Consider the following 19,876-nt stretch of genomic DNA (forward strand, 5'->3'; position numbering starts at 1 on the left):
ATGATTCTTGAAAAAATCAATAAACCTAATGATATTAAAAAACTTGATCCAATTGAATATAATCAGTTAGCATACGAGATAAGGCAGTTTCTTATTGAAAATATAAGCAAAACAGGCGGACATCTGGCATCTAACTTAGGGGTGGTTGAACTTACAATGGCTTTGCATATTGTATTTAATCTGCCACAGGATAAGCTTATATGGGATGTAGGACATCAGTCTTACACACATAAGATTCTTACAGGTAGAAAAGACCTTTTTGGAGGGCTTCGCAAGTTTGGGGGAATGAGTGGCTTTCCTAAGAGGAATGAGAGTGATTATGATGCGTTTGATACAGGACACAGCTCGACATCTATTTCGGCAGGACTCGGATATGCCTGTGCAAGAGATGTAAGAAAACAACATTATGATGTTATTTCTGTCATAGGAGACGGTGCACTCACAGGCGGTATGGCATACGAGGCGTTAAACAATGCATCGCGTGTAAAGGGCAGCTTTATTATTGTTCTGAATGATAATACAATGTCTATCTCGAAAAATGTCGGTGGTGTTTCTGAGATGTTAAGTAACATACGTTCCTCAGATTCGTATTATGACCTGAAGGACAGTGTTGCCAATACACTCTATAAGCTGCCTAACGGAGACAAGCTTGTTGAATCAATTAAAAAGAAAAAGAGTAATCTGAAACAGATAATTTTTCCGGGACAGATGTTTGAAAGCATGGGGATTTCTTATCTTGGTCCTGTAAATGGACATGATATTGATAAGCTTATAAAAATCTTCAGAATAGCGAAAAGAATTGACAAACCTGTCCTTGTCCATGTTGTAACACAGAAAGGGCACGGGTACAGGCCGGCAGAGAGAAATCCAAGTAAATTCCATGGAATTGCACCATTTGATATAAAGACGGGTGAACTGCTCAAAAAATCGGACAAACCGACATATTCGGATGTATTTTCCGATGAGATATGTGAGCTTGCAAAAAATGATGATAAGATTGCTGCTATAACAGCTGCGATGCCAGACGGAACAGGACTTGCAAAGTTTGCAAGATGGTTTCCTGAAAGATTTTATGATGTCGGGATTGCGGAGGAGCATGCTGTCACATTTAGTGCTGGACTTGCGGCAGGCGGATTGAAACCTGTCTTTGCAGTATATTCGTCATTTTTGCAACGTGCATTTGACCAGATACTGCATGATGTGTGTATACAGCAGCTTCATGTTGTATTTGCGATTGACAGGGCCGGACTTGTCGGAAGCGACGGTGAGACACATCAGGGAATATTTGATTTATCATTTTTAAATTGTATTCCTAACATGACAATTTTTGCACCAAAAGATGGGGAAGAGTTAAAGCTTGGACTTCGTTTCGGACTGCAGGATTACAATGGTCCTTTTGCAATAAGATATCCAAGAGGAGAAGTAACGGATGCTTTTGAAGATTTTGAAACAATGCCCGTTGTCTACGGAAAAGCAGAGATGATTCATAAAGGCAGTGAAATAGCACTTGTTGCGGTTGGCTCAATGGTTGAGACGGCATGTGAAGTAAGAAAGATTCTTAAAGAAAAAGGATTAGATGTCACAGTTGTTAATGAACGTTTTATTAAGCCGATTGATGCCGGCATGATTCATAAATTGTCATTTGACCACAAACTGATAGTTACAATGGAGGAAAATGTAGGACTTGGCGGATTTGGAGATACAGTCTGTCAATATGCAGATGATTCACAGCTTGATGTGAAAGTGCTTAATATTGCACTTCCTGATGATTATGTTGAACATGGCAATGTATCAATTCTCAAAAAAGAAGAAGGAATTGACGCAGCAGGTGTGGCAGACAGAGTGTTATCATTTTATACAAATATATAGAGGAAAAAGATATGGCAAAAGAAAGATTGGATGTTCTTCTTGTGAACAGAGGACTGGCTGTTTCAAGGGAAAAAGCAAAAGCAGTTATTATGTCAGGCTGCGTATATGTAGACGGACAGAAAGAAGATAAGGCTGGTTCTACATTTCCTGAAGAGGCACAGATAGAAGTAAGAGGCAATACACTTAAATATGTAAGCCGTGGCGGACTCAAATTAGAGAAGGCTATGGAGAATTTTGACGTTACGCTTGAAGGTAAAGTATGCATGGATGTAGGTTCGTCAACAGGCGGTTTTACGGACTGCATGCTCCAGAACGGTGCAGTTAAGGTTTATGCTGTAGATGTGGGACATGGACAGCTTGCATGGAAACTCCGTAATGATGAGCGTGTTGTCTGCATGGAAAAGACAAATATACGATATGTAACACCGGAAGATATTGCGGACAAAATCCAGTTCTCAAGCATTGATGTTTCATTTATTTCGCTTATAAAGGTTCTTGGTCCCGTAAAGGCACTTCTTGCCAAAGACGGACAGATTGTATGTCTTATAAAACCACAATTTGAAGCCGGCAGGGAAAAAGTGGGCAAACATGGCGTTGTCCGTGACCCGGCTGTACATCTTGAGGTTATAAATATGGTTATTGATTTTGCTGTTTCAATTGGATTTGAAATTAAAAATCTTACATTTTCACCGGTAAAAGGACCGGAGGGAAACATTGAATATCTTTTACATCTTCAAAATCATGCAGAGGGAACATATGAAGAAGTTCCTGTTGATGCATCCACAGTTGTAGAAGAGGCACATGCTGCACTTGACAAATAAACAGGAGTTGGCAACTACCATGAGAAAATTCTATGTTATTTCAAACAAAAACAAGGACCCTGAACAGGTTTGTGCAAAAAAAATCTGTGATTATATTATAAATGCAGGGGGAGAATGTGAATATTACAGTTCTGACAAAATCCAGCAGTCAGATGATTATAATTATACTGACAAATCAATTGTACCTGAAGATACAGAATGTGCTATTGTTCTTGGAGGCGACGGGACGCTTCTTCAGGCAGCGAGAGATTTAAATGAGCTTAATATACCTCTTTTTGGCGTAAATATTGGAACGCTGGGTTTCCTTACAGATGCCGATATGACATCATTTGGCAGTGCAATTGATGACATACTTGCCGGAAATTATGAGATAGACAGACGAATGATGCTTAATGGCAGGATTTTCCGTAAAGGGCAGCAGATATATGAAAATACAGCACTTAATGATATTGTTATCAACAGATGCGGAAATCTTCGTGTTATAGATTTTGATATTTATGTTAATGACCAGTATTTAAGTTCATATTCTGCTGATGGTGTGATTGTTTCGACAGCTACAGGCTCGACAGCGTACAGCCTTTCAGCCGGTGGACCGATTATACAGCCGAATGCGGAACTTATGATGCTGACACCTATATGTCCTCATACGCTTAATAAAAGAAGTATTGTATTTGGTGCAAAAGATACTATTACAATAGTTATGAGTGATAACAAGCGGGTGCTTGAAGAAAGAATAGCAACATATGATGGTGAAAAGTTTTATAATGTTATTACAGATGATAAAATTGTGATAACAAAATCAGATAAAGTTTCTTCATTTATAAAAACGAATAAAGACAGTTTTTTGCAGCGTATTCGCGAAAAGCTTATGTGAGCCGCAAAAGGAGGGTATTGTGAAATCTGAAAGACATAGAAAAATTCTTGAAATTATAAATAAAAATGACATAGAGACACAGGAAGAACTTGCGGCAGCCCTTATTGATGCAGGCTTTAATGTAACGCAGGCAACAGTTTCAAGAGATATAAAAATGCTTAATCTCACAAAAATGGTTGTGAACGGACACAAAAAGTATGTTGTGTTTAAAAATGACAATAATAATATGAATGATAAGTATATACGTGTCCTTCGTGACGGTTTTTCTGATATGGATATGGCACAGAATATTCTTGTCATAAAGACAGTTCCGGGGATGGCGATGGCTGTGTGTGCGGCACTTGATGCGATTGATTATCAGGAGATTGTTGGCACAATTGCAGGCGATGATACGATAATGTGTGCTGTACGTTCTGTTGAGGATACAAAAAAACTTATGGAAAAATTAAAAAATATATTGAATTAATAATGATTAAAGTATATAATGGATATATCGAACAGATGTTTTAAAGAACGGGAGTGATTATATGCTGACTAATCTACATGTAAAGAATCTGGCACTTATTGAAGAGGCAGATATTAATTTTTTTGACGGACTTAATATAATGACAGGTGAGACAGGTGCGGGCAAGTCTATTATACTTGGCTCTGTTAATATTGCACTTGGCGGCAAAGTTACAGCTGACATTATAAGAAAGGGGGCAGAGTATGCCCTTACGGAACTTGCTTTTCATATTGATGATAAGAAAAAAATAGCTGCACTTAAAGATATGGATATTGAAGATGCACAGGATGGGGATGTTATTATATCAAGAAAGATTATGCCCGGACGCTCGCAGATTAAGGTTAATGGAATGATCTGTACCGTATCACAGGTAAAAAGTATAGCATCACTTCTTATAGATATTCATGGTCAGCATGACAGTCAGCTTCTGTTAAAAGAAAGCAGCCATCTTGATATGATTGATTTGTATGGCGGCAGCACAGTTTCAGATGTCAGGAAAAGATATGATGTAGTATATAAACAGTACAGGGAAGCTTTATCACAGCTTGAGCAGATGGATACAGATGAGGAAAGCAGACAGCGTGAGATTTCATTTATTGAATTTGAACTGCATGAGATTGCGTCAGCAGACCTGAAACGTGGAGAGGATGAAGAACTTGAAAGCAGATTCAGAAAGATGTCTAATTCACAAAGAATTATATCTGATTTATCAACAGCAGTGCAGCTTCTGTCAGAAGGTTCTGATAATGTCATGGATATGATGGGGATAGCTGTCAAATCGGTTATTGAGGCATCATCATTTGATGAGTCACTTAAATCAGTTGCGGATTCGTGTTCTTGTGCTGAAGATATGATTTCGGATGTATGCAGACAGATTTCTGATTATGTTAATGATTCTTCTTATGATGAGGAAGAATATAAAGAAGTTGAAGAAAGACTTGATATGATTAATTCTTTTAAGCTCAAGTATGGAAGGACTATAGATGATATTCTTGAATATGCCGATAAAAGGCAGGAGAAACTTGATGCACTGTATCATTATGATGCATCACTTGCCCAGCTGAAAGAGACTGTTCATGAAAAGGAAGAAGAGTTACAAAAGCTTGCGGATGAACTTACAGCTGCAAGAAAGAAAGCAGCATCTGGCTTTTGCAAAAAAGTAAGTGAAGGGTTATCTGAGCTTAATTTTCTTAATCATGAATTTAATGCTGAATTTGAACAGACAGGTCATTTTAATTCTAATGGAGGCGACTCTGTTAAGTTTATGATATCAACAAATGTCGGTGAGCCATTAAAACCGCTTTCAAAAGTTGCTTCGGGCGGTGAACTGTCAAGAATAATGCTTGCGATAAAGACTGTTATGGCAGGAAAAGATGATACGCAGACGCTTATATTTGATGAGATAGATGCTGGAATAAGCGGACGTACAGCCCAGCTTGTCGGTGAAAAGTTAAAACAGCTGTCTTGTGGACACCAGATAATATGCATAACACATCTTCCTCAGATTGCATCTATGGCTGATACGCATTTTGTTATAGAAAAGACGGCATCCGGTGATGTTACAACAACAGATATACGCCAGCTTTCAGATGAGAATAGCATTGATGAACTTGCAAGACTGCTTGGTGGAAGTGCAATAACGGATGCTGTAAGAAATAATGCGGCCGAAATGAAAAATATGGCAAAGGCATTTTTGAAAAAATAGACATTTATGGCAGGATTATGCTGCTTATTTGACAGTAATAACCTGATTTATTATTAATTGAAATGCAGATACTATTTTTATAAATCCTAATTTGTTTAAAGTGCGAAGGACATTTTGTGCAGGAGAATTCCTGTATTATAAGTGTTTTGTGCAGGTTTGTACAGGAGGAATTTTATGAAAGGTATGTGCAGTTTAAAAAAGAAAATACATGCAAAAACAATTCTGTCTGTGCTTGCAGGAATAATAGCCGGTATTGCAATATTTGCAGGCGGATGTATATATGTTTACAATGTGTGCAGTGATATACCGCAGCAGATATATGTTGTATGCAATCAGGATACAACAATTGATTTGAATGTTCCTGTTGTTGCAACTGCAGATGCGGGGGTGGATACGAGTGCAGATCTGTCAAAGCCGTTTACTGTAAAGGCTGACACAACAGGCGATTATGAGCTTGCACTCAAATTATTCGGCATTATACCGCTTCCGTCTGTCAATGTATGTGTAGTAGATGAAAAGTATCTGTATCCGGGTGGATTTCAGGTTGGGCTATACCTGAAAACAGAGGGAATCTATGTTGCAGGAACAGGTGAGTTCAAAGACAGCACAGGTAATATGGTCTGTCCGGGTATGGAGGCAGTTCAGGCGGGAGATTATATAACAGCAGTTGATGGAAGTTATATTAATTATAAATATGAGCTTAATAAATATATCCAGACTAAAAAGGAGGAGCCCGTTGTACTTACAGTCAAAAGAGACAGTGGTATTTTTGATATATCCGTGACACCGGTACGTACTGATGAGGGGGATTATAAGGTCGGAATATGGGTTAAGGATGACGCACAGGGGATAGGTACGCTTACTTATATTGATTCTGATAATAATTTTGCGGCACTTGGACATGGAATCAGTGCCAATCAGTCGCAACAGACATTAAGCATTAATTCGGGAAGCCTGTATAATACCAGAATAGTTTCAATTGTAAAAGGACAAAAAGGAACGCCGGGAGAATTTATCGGAACAATTGATTATAAAGGGGTTAACAGGATTGGCAATATTGAAAAGAATTCTGTGTGCGGAGTGTTTGGGAGTATGACTAAGGATATGGTAAATGAGTATGGAATAACTCCCGTGAAAGTCGGTTTTAGTCAGGAAGTCCATAAAGGAAAAGCATATATCAGGATGTATGCGGATGGTGGTTTTAAAGATTATGAGATAAAAATAACCGGCTTGTCATATAGTTCGGATAAGAATATTACTTTAAAAGTTGTATCAGATGAACTCATAGACAAAACTAATGGCGTTGTTCAGGGAATGAGTGGATGTCCTATAATTCAGGATGATAAGATAGTTGGTGCTGTGACGCATGTTTTTATTGATGACCCATCATGCGGATATGGTATATTTATTGAGAATATGCTGCCGGACTGATTGGACGGAATGATTATGTCGAATCATGTCGAATGGTGCGATAAATATATATTGATTATTTCTCCGTCAGAAAATATAATAAAATTCGATATAAAATTTTTTGAGCGGAGGGCAGAAAAATGGGATGTTTAAAAATAGCAATTGCAGATGATAATGAAAATATGCTGCGTGCATTAGGTCAGGTTATTAATGGTGAGAGCGACATGAACCTTGTTGGTACTGCAACTAACGGTAAAGACACATATGATATTATAAAGAGCAAAGAGCCTGATGTTGTTCTGCTTGATATTATTATGCCTAACGGAGATGGGCTTGCTGTTATGCAGAAAGTCCAGCAGGATAAAGAGATAAAGAAAGAACCGGCATTTATCATAATAAGTGCAGTTGGAAAAGAAAGTGTTACGGAAGATGCTTTCAATATGGGAGCGGTATATTACTTTATGAAACCATTCAGCAATGATGCACTTTTAAGCAAAATAAGATATGTAAAAAATGAAGTGAAAAAGAAAAATTCGGCTGCGACAGACAAAAATATATGTACGGCTGATAATATGGCTGTTAATGAAAGAAATCTTGAAGCTGATATAACAGGCATGATTCATGATATAGGGATTCCTGCACATATAAAAGGGTATCAGTATCTTCGTGATTCAATAATGCTTTCGGTAAAAGACCGTGATGTAATTAACAGTATCACAAAAATATTATATCCGACTATAGCAAAGATGTATCAGACAACATCGAGCCGTGTTGAAAGAGCAATCCGTCATGCAATAGAGGTTGCATGGAACAGGGGGAATACAGAAACACTTAATGATTTGTTCGGATATACAATAAGCAATAGAAAAGGCAAGCCTACAAATTCGGAATTTATTGCTCTTATTGCAGATAAAATCAGGCTTGAGTATAACATTAAATAGTACGTGGGTATCATATTCGACATAAAAATGTTGCGTATAAAGCACAAATATATTATAATAATCTTATATGGATAAAAAATATTATTATAAGTTATAGAGGTTTGTGTTAATGCGTAAAAGAATAATAAGATCGCTTACAGCGACAGTTTTAATTACATCAATCATGGGAATGACAGTTCTTGCGGATGAAGTTACTGATATTAAGAACCAGCAGAACAGTCTTGCACAGGAAAAGCAGAATGTAGAGGATGAACTCGCATTTCTTCTCACTCAGATGGACGAGCTTGAATTATCAATGGCTCAGAAGAATGATGAGATAGAGCAGGCTAACAAAGATCTTGCATCTGCACAGCAGAAGTTTAACTCACAGCAGGATGATATGAAATTGAGAATCAAATACATGTATGAAGACCAGTCAACAAGTCTTTCAGAAGTATTTCTTTCGTCAAAGAACATGAGCGAAGTGCTTAATAAGGCTGAATATGTACAGCAGGTATATGATTATGACAGAAGCAAGCTTGATGAGATGTCTAATACTGCAAAGAGTATTTCGAATCTTATGGTAAGTCTTGAGAATGATAAAAAGTCACTTGAAAATATGGCATCAGAACTTACATCAAAGCAGGCTCTTTTGTATACAACTCTTGATGATTTGAATTCAAAAGATGCAGATTTGTCATCAAAACTTAAAGATGCACAGCAAAGAGCAGCTGCGGCAGTTGCTGCGAAGGCTGCACAGGCTGCTACAACGGCAAGTTCAAATGTAACAGCACCAACAACTGCTAATAATGATTCAGCACTTGCATCTAATGTTGTTTCGCTTGCATATTCACTTCTTGGAGTTCCATATGTGTCAGGCGGTTCAAGTCCTTCAGGTTTTGACTGTTCAGGATTTACGTCATATCTTTACAGACAGTATGGTGTATCTTTGTCAAGATCATCATCTGCACAGGCATATGGTGGTGAATCAGTTCCACTTGCAAGTGCACAGCCGGGTGATATTATATGTTATCCAGGACATGTTGCATTATATATTGGTGGTGGACAGATTATTCATGCTCCTTATCCGGGTGAAGTTGTAAAAATTGCATCTGTTAATATTATGAGTATTACTGACGTAAGACGTTATTGGTAATTGCATGTTTTCATGCAGAAGGAGGGCGTAATGAAAAATGTTTTGTTTATTGCATCTGAGGCAGTGCCATTTATAAAGACAGGCGGACTTGCAGATGTTGTTGGTTCACTTCCAAAGTATTTTAACAAGGATGAATTCGATGTTCGTGTCATGATTCCAAAGTATACATGTATACCATGGGAATACCGCAAAGATATGGTTTATAAGACACATTTTTATATTGATCTGGCATGGCGTTCACAGTATGTTGGCGTATTTGAACTTCAATATAATGGAATTACATTTTATTTTATTGACAATGAGTTCTATTTTTCAGGACCTAAACCATACAGCTGGATTCATGAAGATATAGAAAAGTTTGCATTTTTCAGTAAAGCAGCTCTTTCAGCTATTCCGGTTCTCGGATTTAAGCCGGATATTATTCATTGCCATGACTGGCAGACAGGACTTATTCCTGTATATCTCAAAGAGAGATTTTCACAGGGAGAATTTTATCAGGGAATTAAGTCAATTATAACAATACATAATCTCAAGTTTCAGGGAATATGGGACATTAAAAAAGTTAAAGACATTACAGGACTTCCGGATAGTTATTTTACACCTGATAAGCTTGAAGCGTATAATGATGCCAATTATTTAAAGGGCGGAATTGTATATGCTGACAGAGTTACAACTGTAAGTGCCACATATGCGGAAGAGATAAAGACTCCTTTTTATGGAGAGCATCTTGATGGACTTATGAATGCACGTGCTAATTGCCTTTCGGGTATTGTAAATGGTATCGATTATGATGTATACAATCCTGAGACAGATAAGAGTCTTGTGGCTAATTATAATCAGGTTACATTCCGTAAGGAGAAATGGAAGAACAAGGTTGCACTTCAGAAAGAACTTGGACTTACAGAGGATAAAGGTAAATTCATGATTGGTATTGTATCAAGACTTACAGACCAGAAAGGATTTGACCTTGTGGCATATGTCATGGATCAGATTTGTGCGGAGGATGTACAGCTTGTTGTACTTGGCACAGGTGATGAAAAATATGAAAATATGTTCAGACATTATGAATGGAAATATAATGACAGAGTTTCTGCTAATATATATTATTCAGAAGATATGTCTCACAAAGTATATGCTGCCTGCGATGCTTTTCTTATGCCATCACTTTTTGAACCTTGCGGACTCAGCCAGCTTATGAGCCTTCGTTATGGAACTGTTCCTATTGTAAGAGAAACAGGCGGTCTTAAAGATACAGTTGAGCCATATAATGAATATGAGAGTACAGGAACAGGATTTTCATTTGCTAATTATAATGCACATGAGATGCTTGGCATTATTAATTATGCCAAGAGTGTATATTATAATCATAAACGTGAATGGAATAAAATTGTCGACCGTGGAATGAAGGCAGATTTTTCATGGAATAATTCGGCACGTAAGTATGAAGAATTATACAGAGAATTATAAAAAAATACTTGCTTTTGCTGCAACAATATGTTAGACTATTAAAGTCTTGCGGATGTGGCGGAATGGCAGACGCAGCAGACTCAAAATCTGCCGGTGGCAACATCGTGCGGGTTCAAGTCCCGCCATCCGCATTGTATAAACCTGTCAGGGAATTTCTCTGACAGGTTTATTTTTTTGATTAATAATGATATACTATTATTATTGCAGACCATTGAGGATTGGAGACCGGCTATGATTGATTGTAAGAAGATTCAGAAAATGATTGTGCCTTTTTCAAAAGGCGAGCTGACACTCAAAGCAGAAGAAATGTTTGTTAAACATCTGGAACAATGCCAGGACTGCCGGGAAGAATTTGAAATTTATTATATAGTTGAATATGGACTTAATGAGGCTGCGACCAAAGAACTTAGCGAAAAGTATAAAAAATATCTTCATGATTATGATTTCAGCGGTCTTGTGGAAGAAAAATTAAAAGACAGTGAGAATAAGATTGCGGAAGTTAAAAAATTCAATCATCTTCTGCATATGTGTCTGTTGTTTGTAAATGCGTGTATGATAATGACAGTGCTGATAATAGCTGTAATAATATATTTGTAAGGAGACATGATGAGTAAAAAGTTAATTTTGATTGATGGACATAGTATTTTAAACAGGGCGTTTTTTGGAATACCTGATTTGACTAATTCAGAGGGGATTCATACTAATGCGATGTATGGTTTCCTTAATATTATGTTTAAATTTATAGATGAAGAAAAGCCGGATTATATAACTGTTGCTTTTGATTTGAGCGAGCCGACATTCAGACATAAAGCATATGAGGCGTATAAGGGAACAAGAAAGCCTATGGCACCTGAATTGAAACAGCAGGTACCGCTTATCAAAGAACTTCTCCGCACGATGAATATTACAGTTATAGAAAAAGCCGGATATGAAGCTGATGATATTATTGGAACTATTGCAAAAAGGAGTGCGGCGGCTGGAATTGATGTGTCTGTTATTTCAGGTGACAGGGATTTACTGCAGCTTGCAGAAGAAAAAATACAGATTCGTATACCTAAGACAAAAAAAGGTGTCACAGAAGTAGAAAATTATTATCCTGAGGATGTTGTGGCACTTTATGGTGTTACACCGCTTGAATTTATTGATATGAAAGCACTTATGGGTGATACTTCTGATAATATTCCGGGAGCACCGGGAGTCGGACCAAAGACGGCATCTGCGATTATACAGAAGTATCACTCCGTTGATAATGTTCTGGCACATCTTGATGAATTAAAGCCGCCAAAGGCACAAAAGTCAATTACAGAAAATGCCGAACAGGTCAAAATGAGTAGATTCCTTGCGGAAATTAATATAAATGTTCCGCTGGATTATAATATAGAAAATGCTGAAATAGGAGATTTCTATAATCCGGCCTCATATGAATTGTTTAAAAAATATAATTTTAAAACAATGCTCAAAAGATTTGATAAAGATATGACAGCAGCTCCAAAGGCTGACGTTCTGAAAGATATTGTTGTAATACAGGAATTGGGCGATTCTGAAAATATTATAAAAAAAGCTTGTGAAGTTATAAATAATGGCGGAAATCTTGGATTGTCAATTATTCATGAAGAAAAATGCATATATGGTCTTGGAATCTGCCTTTCGGAAAAAGAGACATATTTTATAATAAAACAGGGATTTATAACAGATGAATATTTAAAAGATGCCGTACAAAAATTAGGTGTACTGTCTGATACAAATAAAAAAAGGCAGATACGTGTATTTGATTTAAAGGAAATTCTGTGGGCGTTTGAAAAAGATGGAAATCTTAGGATTTCGCAGGAAGCTTTTGTTGATGTAAGCATAGCTTCATATCTTTTAAAACCTAATGATGAAAATTATGAGCCGGAGCAGATTGCTTTACAGTATCTTAATATAACATTTCCTTCAAAATCGGAGCTGTTTGGAAAAGCAGGAGTGCAGGAAATGCTTATGACAAAGCTGGACGAACTTGCAGAATATGCATGTGAATCAGCTTATGTGAGTCTTTTTAGTGCTGATTTGATATTAAAAGAACTTGAAAATGAAAATATGACAGAGCTTTTTGCTAATATAGAAATGCCACTTGTGTTTGTGCTTTACGATATGCAGAAAGAGGGCGTACGCGTTGATAAAGAGGGGCTGAAATCTTATGGTGAAGTTCTGGGCAACCGTATACAGGTACTTGAAAAAGAAATATACGATGAGGCCGGTGAAGAGTTCAATATAAATTCACCAAAACAGCTTGGCATTATTTTGTTTGAAAAGATGAACATGCCGTACAAAAAGAAAACAAAGAGCGGATATTCAACTGCTGCCGATGTGCTTGACAAGCTTGCTCCTGAGTATCCGTTTGTTAAAAAAATTCTTGAGTACAGACAGCTTGCAAAGTTAAAATCTACTTATGCAGACGGTCTTGCAGCATATATAAGCGAAGACGGAAGAATTCATGGCAAATTCAATCAGACAATAACTGCGACCGGAAGAATAAGCAGTACAGAGCCTAATTTGCAGAATATACCGATAAGAATGGAACTTGGACGACAGATTAGAAAAGTATTTATACCAAAAGAAGGATGTGTTTTTCTGGATGCCGATTATTCACAGATTGAACTAAGAATTATGGCACATATGTCAAAAGATGAGAAGCTTATTGAGGCATATAATATGGCTGAAGATATTCACAGGATAACAGCTTCACAGGTATTTGGTGTTCCGTTTGATGAAGTTACTGATTTGCAGCGAAGAAATGCTAAAGCAGTAAATTTTGGCATTATTTATGGTATCAGTTCATTTGGATTAAGCCAGGATCTTAGTATTTCAAGAAAAGAAGCATCTGATTATATTGAGCAGTATTTTAAAACATATCCTAAAATAAAAGGATATATTGATTCGATGGTTGAAGATGCGAAAAAAACAGGATATTCACTTACAATGTTTAACAGAAGACGTCCTATTCCGGAATTAAAATCAAGCAATTTTATGCAGCGTTCATTTGGTGAAAGAGTTGCAATGAATGCACCGATTCAGGGAACGGCGGCAGATATAATCAAACTTGCAATGATAAGAGTATATGATGCGTTGAAAAAAGGCGGATACAAGTCAAAGCTTCTATTGCAGATTCATGATGAACTTCTTGTTGAGACTTATCCTGATGAAATAGAAGATGTAAAGAAGATAATTGAGGACGGAATGAAAAATGCAGTTAAGCTGTCTGTTCCTCTTGAAATTGATATGAAACAGGGAAATAACTGGCTTGAAGCACATTAAGCACATAATTTTCAGTAAAAGTATATGTTTTATAATGTTGAAAGAATGGTAGAGAGTTATGAAAGTGATAGGAATAACCGGGGGCGTTGGCTGTGGTAAAAGTACAGTGCTTAATCTTATAAAAGAAAATTTTAATGCATTTATTATCATGGCGGATGATGTTGCAAAAGACCTGATGAAAAAAGGCAAAAAAGGATATGATGAAACAATTGCTTTTTTTGGAGACGAAATTATAGATGAGACAACTGGTGAAATAGACAGACCGAAGCTTGCATCAGTTATATTTTCTAACCCGAACAAGAGGATCGTTTTAAATAGTATAATTCATCCGGTTGTAAAAAAAGAGATAGTGTCAATGATAACACAGGCAAAAATAGATAATAAATATGACTATATATTTGTTGAAGCGGCACTTCTTCTTGATGACCATTACAATGTTTTCTGCGATGAGACATGGTATATATATGCTGATGAAGATTCAAGAAGAGAAAGATTGAAAGAAAGCCGTGGTTATTCTGATGAAAAGATTGACGGAATCATAAAAAGCCAGCTTGGTGAGGAAGAGTTTAAGAATGGCTGTGATATAGTGGTCGATAACAGTGGTAACATCAATGATACGTATGCACAGCTTGTTAAATTATTGCAGATGTGATATATTTTTACTAATTTTAGGAAAGGGCTGATTGATATGACAGATTTAAAGGCCATAAAAGATGATCTGGTTTTTGGACTGGATATAGGAACACGAAGTATTGTCGGAGTTGTTGGATACCTTTCACATCAGGTTTTTCATGTTGTGGCAATGGCTGAAGAAAAGCATGCAACAAGAGCAATGCTTGATGGACAGATTCATGATATATATAAAGTCGGTGATACAATACGACGGGTAAAGAACAGTCTCGAAAGACAGATCGGATTTGCTCTTACAGATGTTTGTATTGCAGCAGCCGGACGTGTATTAAAAACAGTAAATGCATCGGCAGAGTATGCGTTTGAAAATGAGACGAGGGTAACGCAGGAACATATTTATTCACTTAATCTTCTTGCGGTTGAAAAGGCACATGCACAGGTTAATGAAAACAGTACGGATATACATTATTACTGTGTTGGAAATACACCCGTTAACTACAAACTTAACAGTTTTGATATAAGTAACCTTGAGGGACATAAAGCAGAAAAAATCGGAGTTGAACTTATTGCAACATTTCTTCCTGAAGAAGTCGTTGACGGACTTTATCAGGCAGTTGAATATGCAGGACTTCATGTGGCAAGCCTTACACTCGAGCCTATTGCGGCTATGAATGTTGCTATTCCGGAACAGTACAGGCTTCTTAATATCGGACTTATAGATGTCGGTGCGGGGACATCGGATATATGTCTCACAAAAGATGGAAGCATTATAGCATATGGAATGATTCCACTTGCCGGTGATGAAATAACAGAAGTTATTGCAAAGACTTATCTTGTTGATTTTAATACTGCTGAGCAGATTAAAGTTGAAGCAAGTGATAAAAAAGAAGGGATTGTTGAGTTCAAGGATATAATGGGACTTACACAGAAAATTCCGGCAGAGCAGATACTTAAAGATTCGGAATCTGTTATAGATAAAATGGCTGATGCTGCAGCCCAAAAGATAATAGAGCTTAACGGGAACAGACCTGTAAATGCGGTATTTGTTGTTGGCGGTGGCGGAAAGATGGCAAGCTATACACAAAAGGTAGCTGAACATCTAGGCATTATGGCAGAGAGAGTAGCTGTGCGTGGAGAAGAAGTGCTCGGTTCAATTTCGTTTGATATTGACGGATTTAAAAAAGATTCATTATATGTAACACCAATCGGAATATGTACGAATTATTACACACAGAAAAACAGTTTTATGTTTGTTACTGTCAATGGTGAGAGAATAAAAATGTATGATAATAACAGACTTACAGTTGTTGATGCTGTTATGCAGGTAGGTTTTCCTAATGAAAAACTATTCCCACAGAGAGGCGGACAGCTTGAGTTTACTGTAAACGGAAAGACACGCCTTATACGTGGCGAGGCGGGCGATGGTGCTGTTATTATGATTAATGGGAAAAATGCCAATCTCAATACAAAGATTGAGCAGAATGATATTATAGAAGTTAAAGAATCAACAGCAGGTGCGAAAGCGTCAACAACAATCGGCCAGCTTGATGAATTCAAGGCGACTGTTTCATTTATAGTAGATGATAAAAAAGTAAACTGTCCAAGATTTGCATATGTAAATGGAGAGTTGAAATCAGAGTTTTATGAGATAAATAATGGCGATAATATTTCCATGGCTGATTTTTACACGGTTGAGCAGTTGTTTACTTTTCTTGATATGGATATGTCAAACCTTAATATTTATGTAAATAATGAGCCGGCACAAAATGATACAAAAGTATATGAAAACTTCTCTGTAAAGACACATGGGCTTTCTGATTATACAGTATCATCAGGTTTTGATGATGAAACTTATTCAGAAGCTGAAGATATACAAGAAAATGCTGAATATGCAGAAAATACAGAGCATACAGAATATGCAAAGTCTCATGAGGATAAAGCAGCCAAAGCAGGAGCCAATACTGAAGGAAATACAGTGCAGGAAGAAGTTAAGCAGAGTGATGATGTTGTAAAAGATATATTTGTTCTTATAAATCATCAGCCGGTTAAGCTTTCCGGAAAGAAAAAGTATGTGCTCGTTGACATATTTGATTTTTATGATTTTGACCTCAGCAAGCCGCAGGGCTCTGATGTTGTTTTAAAACTTAACGGACAAAAAGCAGATTATCTTGCACCATTAAAAGATGGTGATTTGATTGACTTATACTGGGAGGGCTGAAAATGCGGCTGATGACGATTGCGAGCGGAAGCAGTGGAAATTGCATATATGTAGGCTCGGGAAATACACATATTCTTATTGATTCAGGAATAAGCCGCAAAAAAATTGCAGATGGACTTGCACTTGCCGGACTTTCAATGAAAGATATTTCGGCTGTGTTTGTGACACATGAGCATATTGACCATATAAAAGGACTAGGTGTTATATCAAGGAAAGACTCAATTCCGATATATTCGACCAAAGGCACTATTCGTGGAATTAAAGAATGTTCATCACTTGGAGAGATGGACGAGTCTCTTTTTAATGAGATAAATGCCGATGCGGATGTTTTCGTTAATGATTTGCAGATTCATCCTTTCAAGGTGTCACACGATGCCAATGAACCGGTTGCATATACTGTAAAGTGCAAAGAAAAAAAGATTGGAATTGCGACTGACCTTGGATTTTATGATGATTACATAGTGGATAATATAAAAGGCTCACAGGCAATGCTTATAGAAGCAAATCATGATGTGAATCTTTTGCAGGTTGGAAGCTATCCATATTATCTTAAGCAAAGGATTCTTAGTAATAAAGGACACCTTTCAAATGAGACATCGGGGCATCTTATAGACAGCCTTCTGGAGAATGATGTTAAAAATATTTTTCTCGGGCATTTGAGTAAAGAGAATAATTATGATAAACTAGCATATGAGACTGTCCGTCTTGAAATAGATATGAGTGACAGCGAGTACAGGGCTGATGATTTTGACATTACTGTTGCTAACCGCGATATACCGTCAAAGATAGTCGAAATCTAAAACAAAAGGAAAATATGGAGGAAAAAACAATGAAAAAATGTGTGATTACAGTGGTTGGAAAGGATACAGTGGGTATTATAGCAAAGGTATGTTCATATCTTGCAGATAACAGAATTAATATTCTTGATATATCGCAGACAATAGTTTCTGGTTATTTTAACATGATGATGATTGTTGATATGTCACAGCCGGCAAAACCATATGATGATGTCATTTCTGATCTTGATAATCTTGGTGATGAAATCGGGGTTGCAATTAAATGTCAGCGTGAAGAAATTTTTGATATGATGCATCGTATATAATCGTCAGAAGAAGGAGAAGTCAATGATTAACATATTTGAAGTAACTGAAACTAATAAGATGGTGGAGAAAGAGAATCTTGATGTAAGAACTATTACAATGGGTATTAATCTTCTTGACTGTGCAAGTGAAAATCTTGACGAAGTAAACGAAAAGATTTACAAAAAAATTACAACTCTTGCGAAAGACCTTGTTTCTACAGGAGAGAGCATTGCAAAAGAATTTGGTGTTCCTATTGTAAATAAGAGAATATCAATTACACCAATTTCACTTGTAGGTGCTGCAGCATGTAAGACACCACAGGATTATGTTACTATTGCAAAGACTCTTGATAAGGCAGCACATGAAGTCGGAGTAAACTTTATTGGTGGATACTCTGCAATCGTATCTAAAGGGATGACAAGAAGTGATGAACTTCTTATCCGTTCAATACCTGAGGCTATGGCTTCAACAGAGCTTATATGCAGTTCTGTTAATGTCGGTTCAACAAAGACTGGTATTAACATGGATGCAGTGCGTCTTATGGGACAGATAGTAAAAGAGACAGCAGAAAAGACAAAGGATGCAGATTCGCTTGGATGTGCAAAGCTTGTTGTTTTATGTAATGCACCTGATGATAATCCTTTTATGGCGGGAGCATTTCACGGCGTTTCAGAAGATGATGCGATTATCAATGTCGGTGTAAGCGGTCCTGGCGTTGTTAAATATGCACTTGAAAGTGTACGCGGTGAAAGTTTTGAGGTATTATGCGAGACTATTAAAAAGACAGCTTTCAAGATTACAAGAGTTGGACAGCTCGTTGCACAGGAAGCATCAAAGAGACTCGGAATACCATTTGGTATCATAGATTTATCACTTGCTCCTACACCGGCTATCGGTGACAGCGTTGCTGATATTCTTGAAGAAATCGGACTTGAGCACGCAGGAGCACCGGGAACAACAGCAGCACTTGCACTTTTAAATGACCAGGTTAAAAAGGGTGGTGTAATGGCTTCTTCTTATGTTGGCGGATTAAGTGGTGCATTTATTCCTGTAAGTGAAGACCAGGGTATGATTAATGCTGTTAATGCGGGAGCATTGTGCATTGAAAAGCTTGAAGCCATGACTTGCGTATGTTCTGTAGGACTTGATATGATTGCAATTCCGGGAGATACAAAGGCTGAGACAATTTCAGGAATTATTGCGGATGAAGCTGCAATCGGTATGGTAAACCAGAAGACAACAGCTGTAAGAGTTATTCCTGTTGTCGGAAAGGGTGTCGGAGAGACTGTAGAATTCGGCGGACTTCTCGGATATGCACCTATTATGCCGGTCAACCAGTTTGACTGTTCTGCATTTGTAAACAGAAAAGGAAGAATTCCTGCACCAATCCACAGTTTTAAGAATTAATTAAAATGGAAGAGTATGTTAATATAAATCACACATTTGAACCGGTATATGATAAAAATACAAGAATATTGATTCTTGGTACATTTCCGTCTGTTAAATCAAGAGAATATGGATTTTATTATGGGCACCCGCAAAACCGTTTTTGGCGGGTGCTTTCTGGAATTACAGATTCGCAGCTGCCTGTTTCAATACAGGAAAAGAAAGAATTTTTATTATCGCATCATATAGGAATCTGGGATGTAATAAAGAGCTGTACAATAAAAGGTTCTGACGACAGCAGCATAAAAAATGTTACAGTTAATGATTTTACAAAAATATTAAACAAATCAGACATACGGGCAATATTTGCGAACGGAAATAAGGCATATGACCTGTATGAAAAATATGTCTTTGAAACGGTTGGAATTAAAGCTGTGAAACTGCCGTCAACAAGCCCGGCAAACGCAAGGTGGAATCTTGAAAAACTTGAAACGGCATATAGTGGGATGCTGAAATATATAGCGGATTAATATATATAA

The 19,876-nt window shown here is 37.2% G+C and carries 17 protein-coding genes and 1 tRNA gene; all 18 read left to right on the plus strand.

Going from position 1 to position 19,876, the window contains the following annotated elements; all coding sequences use genetic code 11:
• The 18 genes from dxs (at position 1) to H8S01_RS08260 (ending at position 19,867) form a co-directional block, all read left to right on the plus strand.
• Complete coding sequence (gene dxs / locus H8S01_RS08175; RefSeq protein WP_186836868.1) at positions 1 to 1,869, plus strand: 1-deoxy-D-xylulose-5-phosphate synthase; 1,869 nt, start codon at positions 1 to 3, stop codon at positions 1,867 to 1,869.
• 11 nt (positions 1,870 to 1,880) lie between these two features.
• Positions 1,881 to 2,690 (plus strand): TlyA family RNA methyltransferase, encoded by an 810-nt coding sequence (locus H8S01_RS08180; protein ID WP_186836869.1) that lies wholly within the window; start codon positions 1,881 to 1,883, stop codon positions 2,688 to 2,690.
• Complete coding sequence (locus tag H8S01_RS08185) at positions 2,680 to 3,564, plus strand: NAD(+)/NADH kinase (RefSeq protein ID WP_243204297.1); 885 nt, start codon at positions 2,680 to 2,682, stop codon at positions 3,562 to 3,564. The genes H8S01_RS08180 and H8S01_RS08185 overlap by 11 nt, the downstream gene beginning before the upstream one ends.
• Positions 3,565 to 3,583: 19 nt before the next feature.
• Positions 3,584 to 4,030, plus strand: coding sequence for an arginine repressor (gene argR / locus H8S01_RS08190; protein ID WP_021866788.1), 447 nt, complete (start codon positions 3,584 to 3,586; stop codon positions 4,028 to 4,030).
• A 61-nt stretch (positions 4,031 to 4,091) separates the two neighbouring features.
• Positions 4,092 to 5,774, plus strand: a complete 1,683-nt coding sequence (gene recN / locus H8S01_RS08195) for a DNA repair protein RecN (RefSeq protein WP_186836870.1) — start codon at positions 4,092 to 4,094, stop codon at positions 5,772 to 5,774.
• A 174-nt stretch (positions 5,775 to 5,948) separates the two neighbouring features.
• The gene (spoIVB, locus tag H8S01_RS08200; RefSeq protein ID WP_021866786.1) at positions 5,949 to 7,205 is read left to right on the plus strand and encodes a SpoIVB peptidase; all 1,257 of its coding nucleotides are present in this window, start codon (positions 5,949 to 5,951) and stop codon (positions 7,203 to 7,205) included.
• A 119-nt stretch (positions 7,206 to 7,324) separates the two neighbouring features.
• Complete coding sequence (gene spo0A, locus H8S01_RS08205) at positions 7,325 to 8,125, plus strand: sporulation transcription factor Spo0A (protein ID WP_186836871.1); 801 nt, start codon at positions 7,325 to 7,327, stop codon at positions 8,123 to 8,125.
• Positions 8,126 to 8,234: 109 nt separating this feature from the next.
• Positions 8,235 to 9,260 (plus strand): NlpC/P60 family protein, encoded by a 1,026-nt coding sequence (locus tag H8S01_RS08210; protein WP_186836872.1) that lies wholly within the window; start codon positions 8,235 to 8,237, stop codon positions 9,258 to 9,260.
• 30 nt (positions 9,261 to 9,290) lie between these two features.
• A complete protein-coding gene (gene glgA, locus H8S01_RS08215; protein ID WP_021866783.1) occupies positions 9,291 to 10,727 on the plus strand; it encodes a glycogen synthase GlgA in 1,437 nt (478 codons plus the stop codon).
• A gap of 48 nt (positions 10,728 to 10,775) precedes the next feature.
• A tRNA-Leu gene (locus H8S01_RS08220) sits at positions 10,776 to 10,858 on the plus strand.
• 100 nt (positions 10,859 to 10,958) lie between these two features.
• Positions 10,959 to 11,324 carry a zf-HC2 domain-containing protein gene (locus tag H8S01_RS08225; protein WP_021866782.1) on the plus strand — a complete coding sequence of 122 codons (366 nt, stop codon included), beginning with the start codon at positions 10,959 to 10,961 and terminating at the stop codon, positions 11,322 to 11,324.
• Positions 11,325 to 11,333: 9 nt separating this feature from the next.
• Entirely contained in the window at positions 11,334 to 14,021 is a 2,688-nt protein-coding gene (gene polA / locus H8S01_RS08230; protein WP_186836873.1) for a DNA polymerase I, read from the plus strand.
• A gap of 58 nt (positions 14,022 to 14,079) precedes the next feature.
• Positions 14,080 to 14,673, plus strand: coding sequence for a dephospho-CoA kinase (gene coaE / locus H8S01_RS08235; protein WP_186836874.1), 594 nt, complete (start codon positions 14,080 to 14,082; stop codon positions 14,671 to 14,673).
• Between the two features lie 36 nt (positions 14,674 to 14,709).
• Positions 14,710 to 16,869, plus strand: a complete 2,160-nt coding sequence (locus tag H8S01_RS08240) for a cell division FtsA domain-containing protein (RefSeq protein WP_186836875.1) — start codon at positions 14,710 to 14,712, stop codon at positions 16,867 to 16,869.
• A gap of 2 nt (positions 16,870 to 16,871) precedes the next feature.
• On the plus strand, positions 16,872 to 17,669 hold the full coding sequence (locus H8S01_RS08245) for an MBL fold metallo-hydrolase (protein WP_021866778.1): 798 nt from the start codon (positions 16,872 to 16,874) through the stop codon (positions 17,667 to 17,669).
• 29 nt (positions 17,670 to 17,698) lie between these two features.
• The gene (locus tag H8S01_RS08250; protein ID WP_021866777.1) at positions 17,699 to 17,971 is read left to right on the plus strand and encodes an ACT domain-containing protein; all 273 of its coding nucleotides are present in this window, start codon (positions 17,699 to 17,701) and stop codon (positions 17,969 to 17,971) included.
• Positions 17,972 to 17,993: 22 nt separating this feature from the next.
• Entirely contained in the window at positions 17,994 to 19,358 is a 1,365-nt protein-coding gene (locus H8S01_RS08255; protein WP_186836876.1) for a PFL family protein, read from the plus strand.
• A 5-nt stretch (positions 19,359 to 19,363) separates the two neighbouring features.
• Positions 19,364 to 19,867, plus strand: a complete 504-nt coding sequence (locus H8S01_RS08260) for a DNA-deoxyinosine glycosylase (protein WP_186836877.1) — start codon at positions 19,364 to 19,366, stop codon at positions 19,865 to 19,867.
• Positions 19,868 to 19,876: the final 9 nt, after the last annotated feature.

This window comes from Lachnospira hominis (ex Liu et al. 2021) (assembly GCF_014287955.1).
Classification (GTDB): domain Bacteria; phylum Bacillota; class Clostridia; order Lachnospirales; family Lachnospiraceae; genus Lachnospira; species Lachnospira hominis.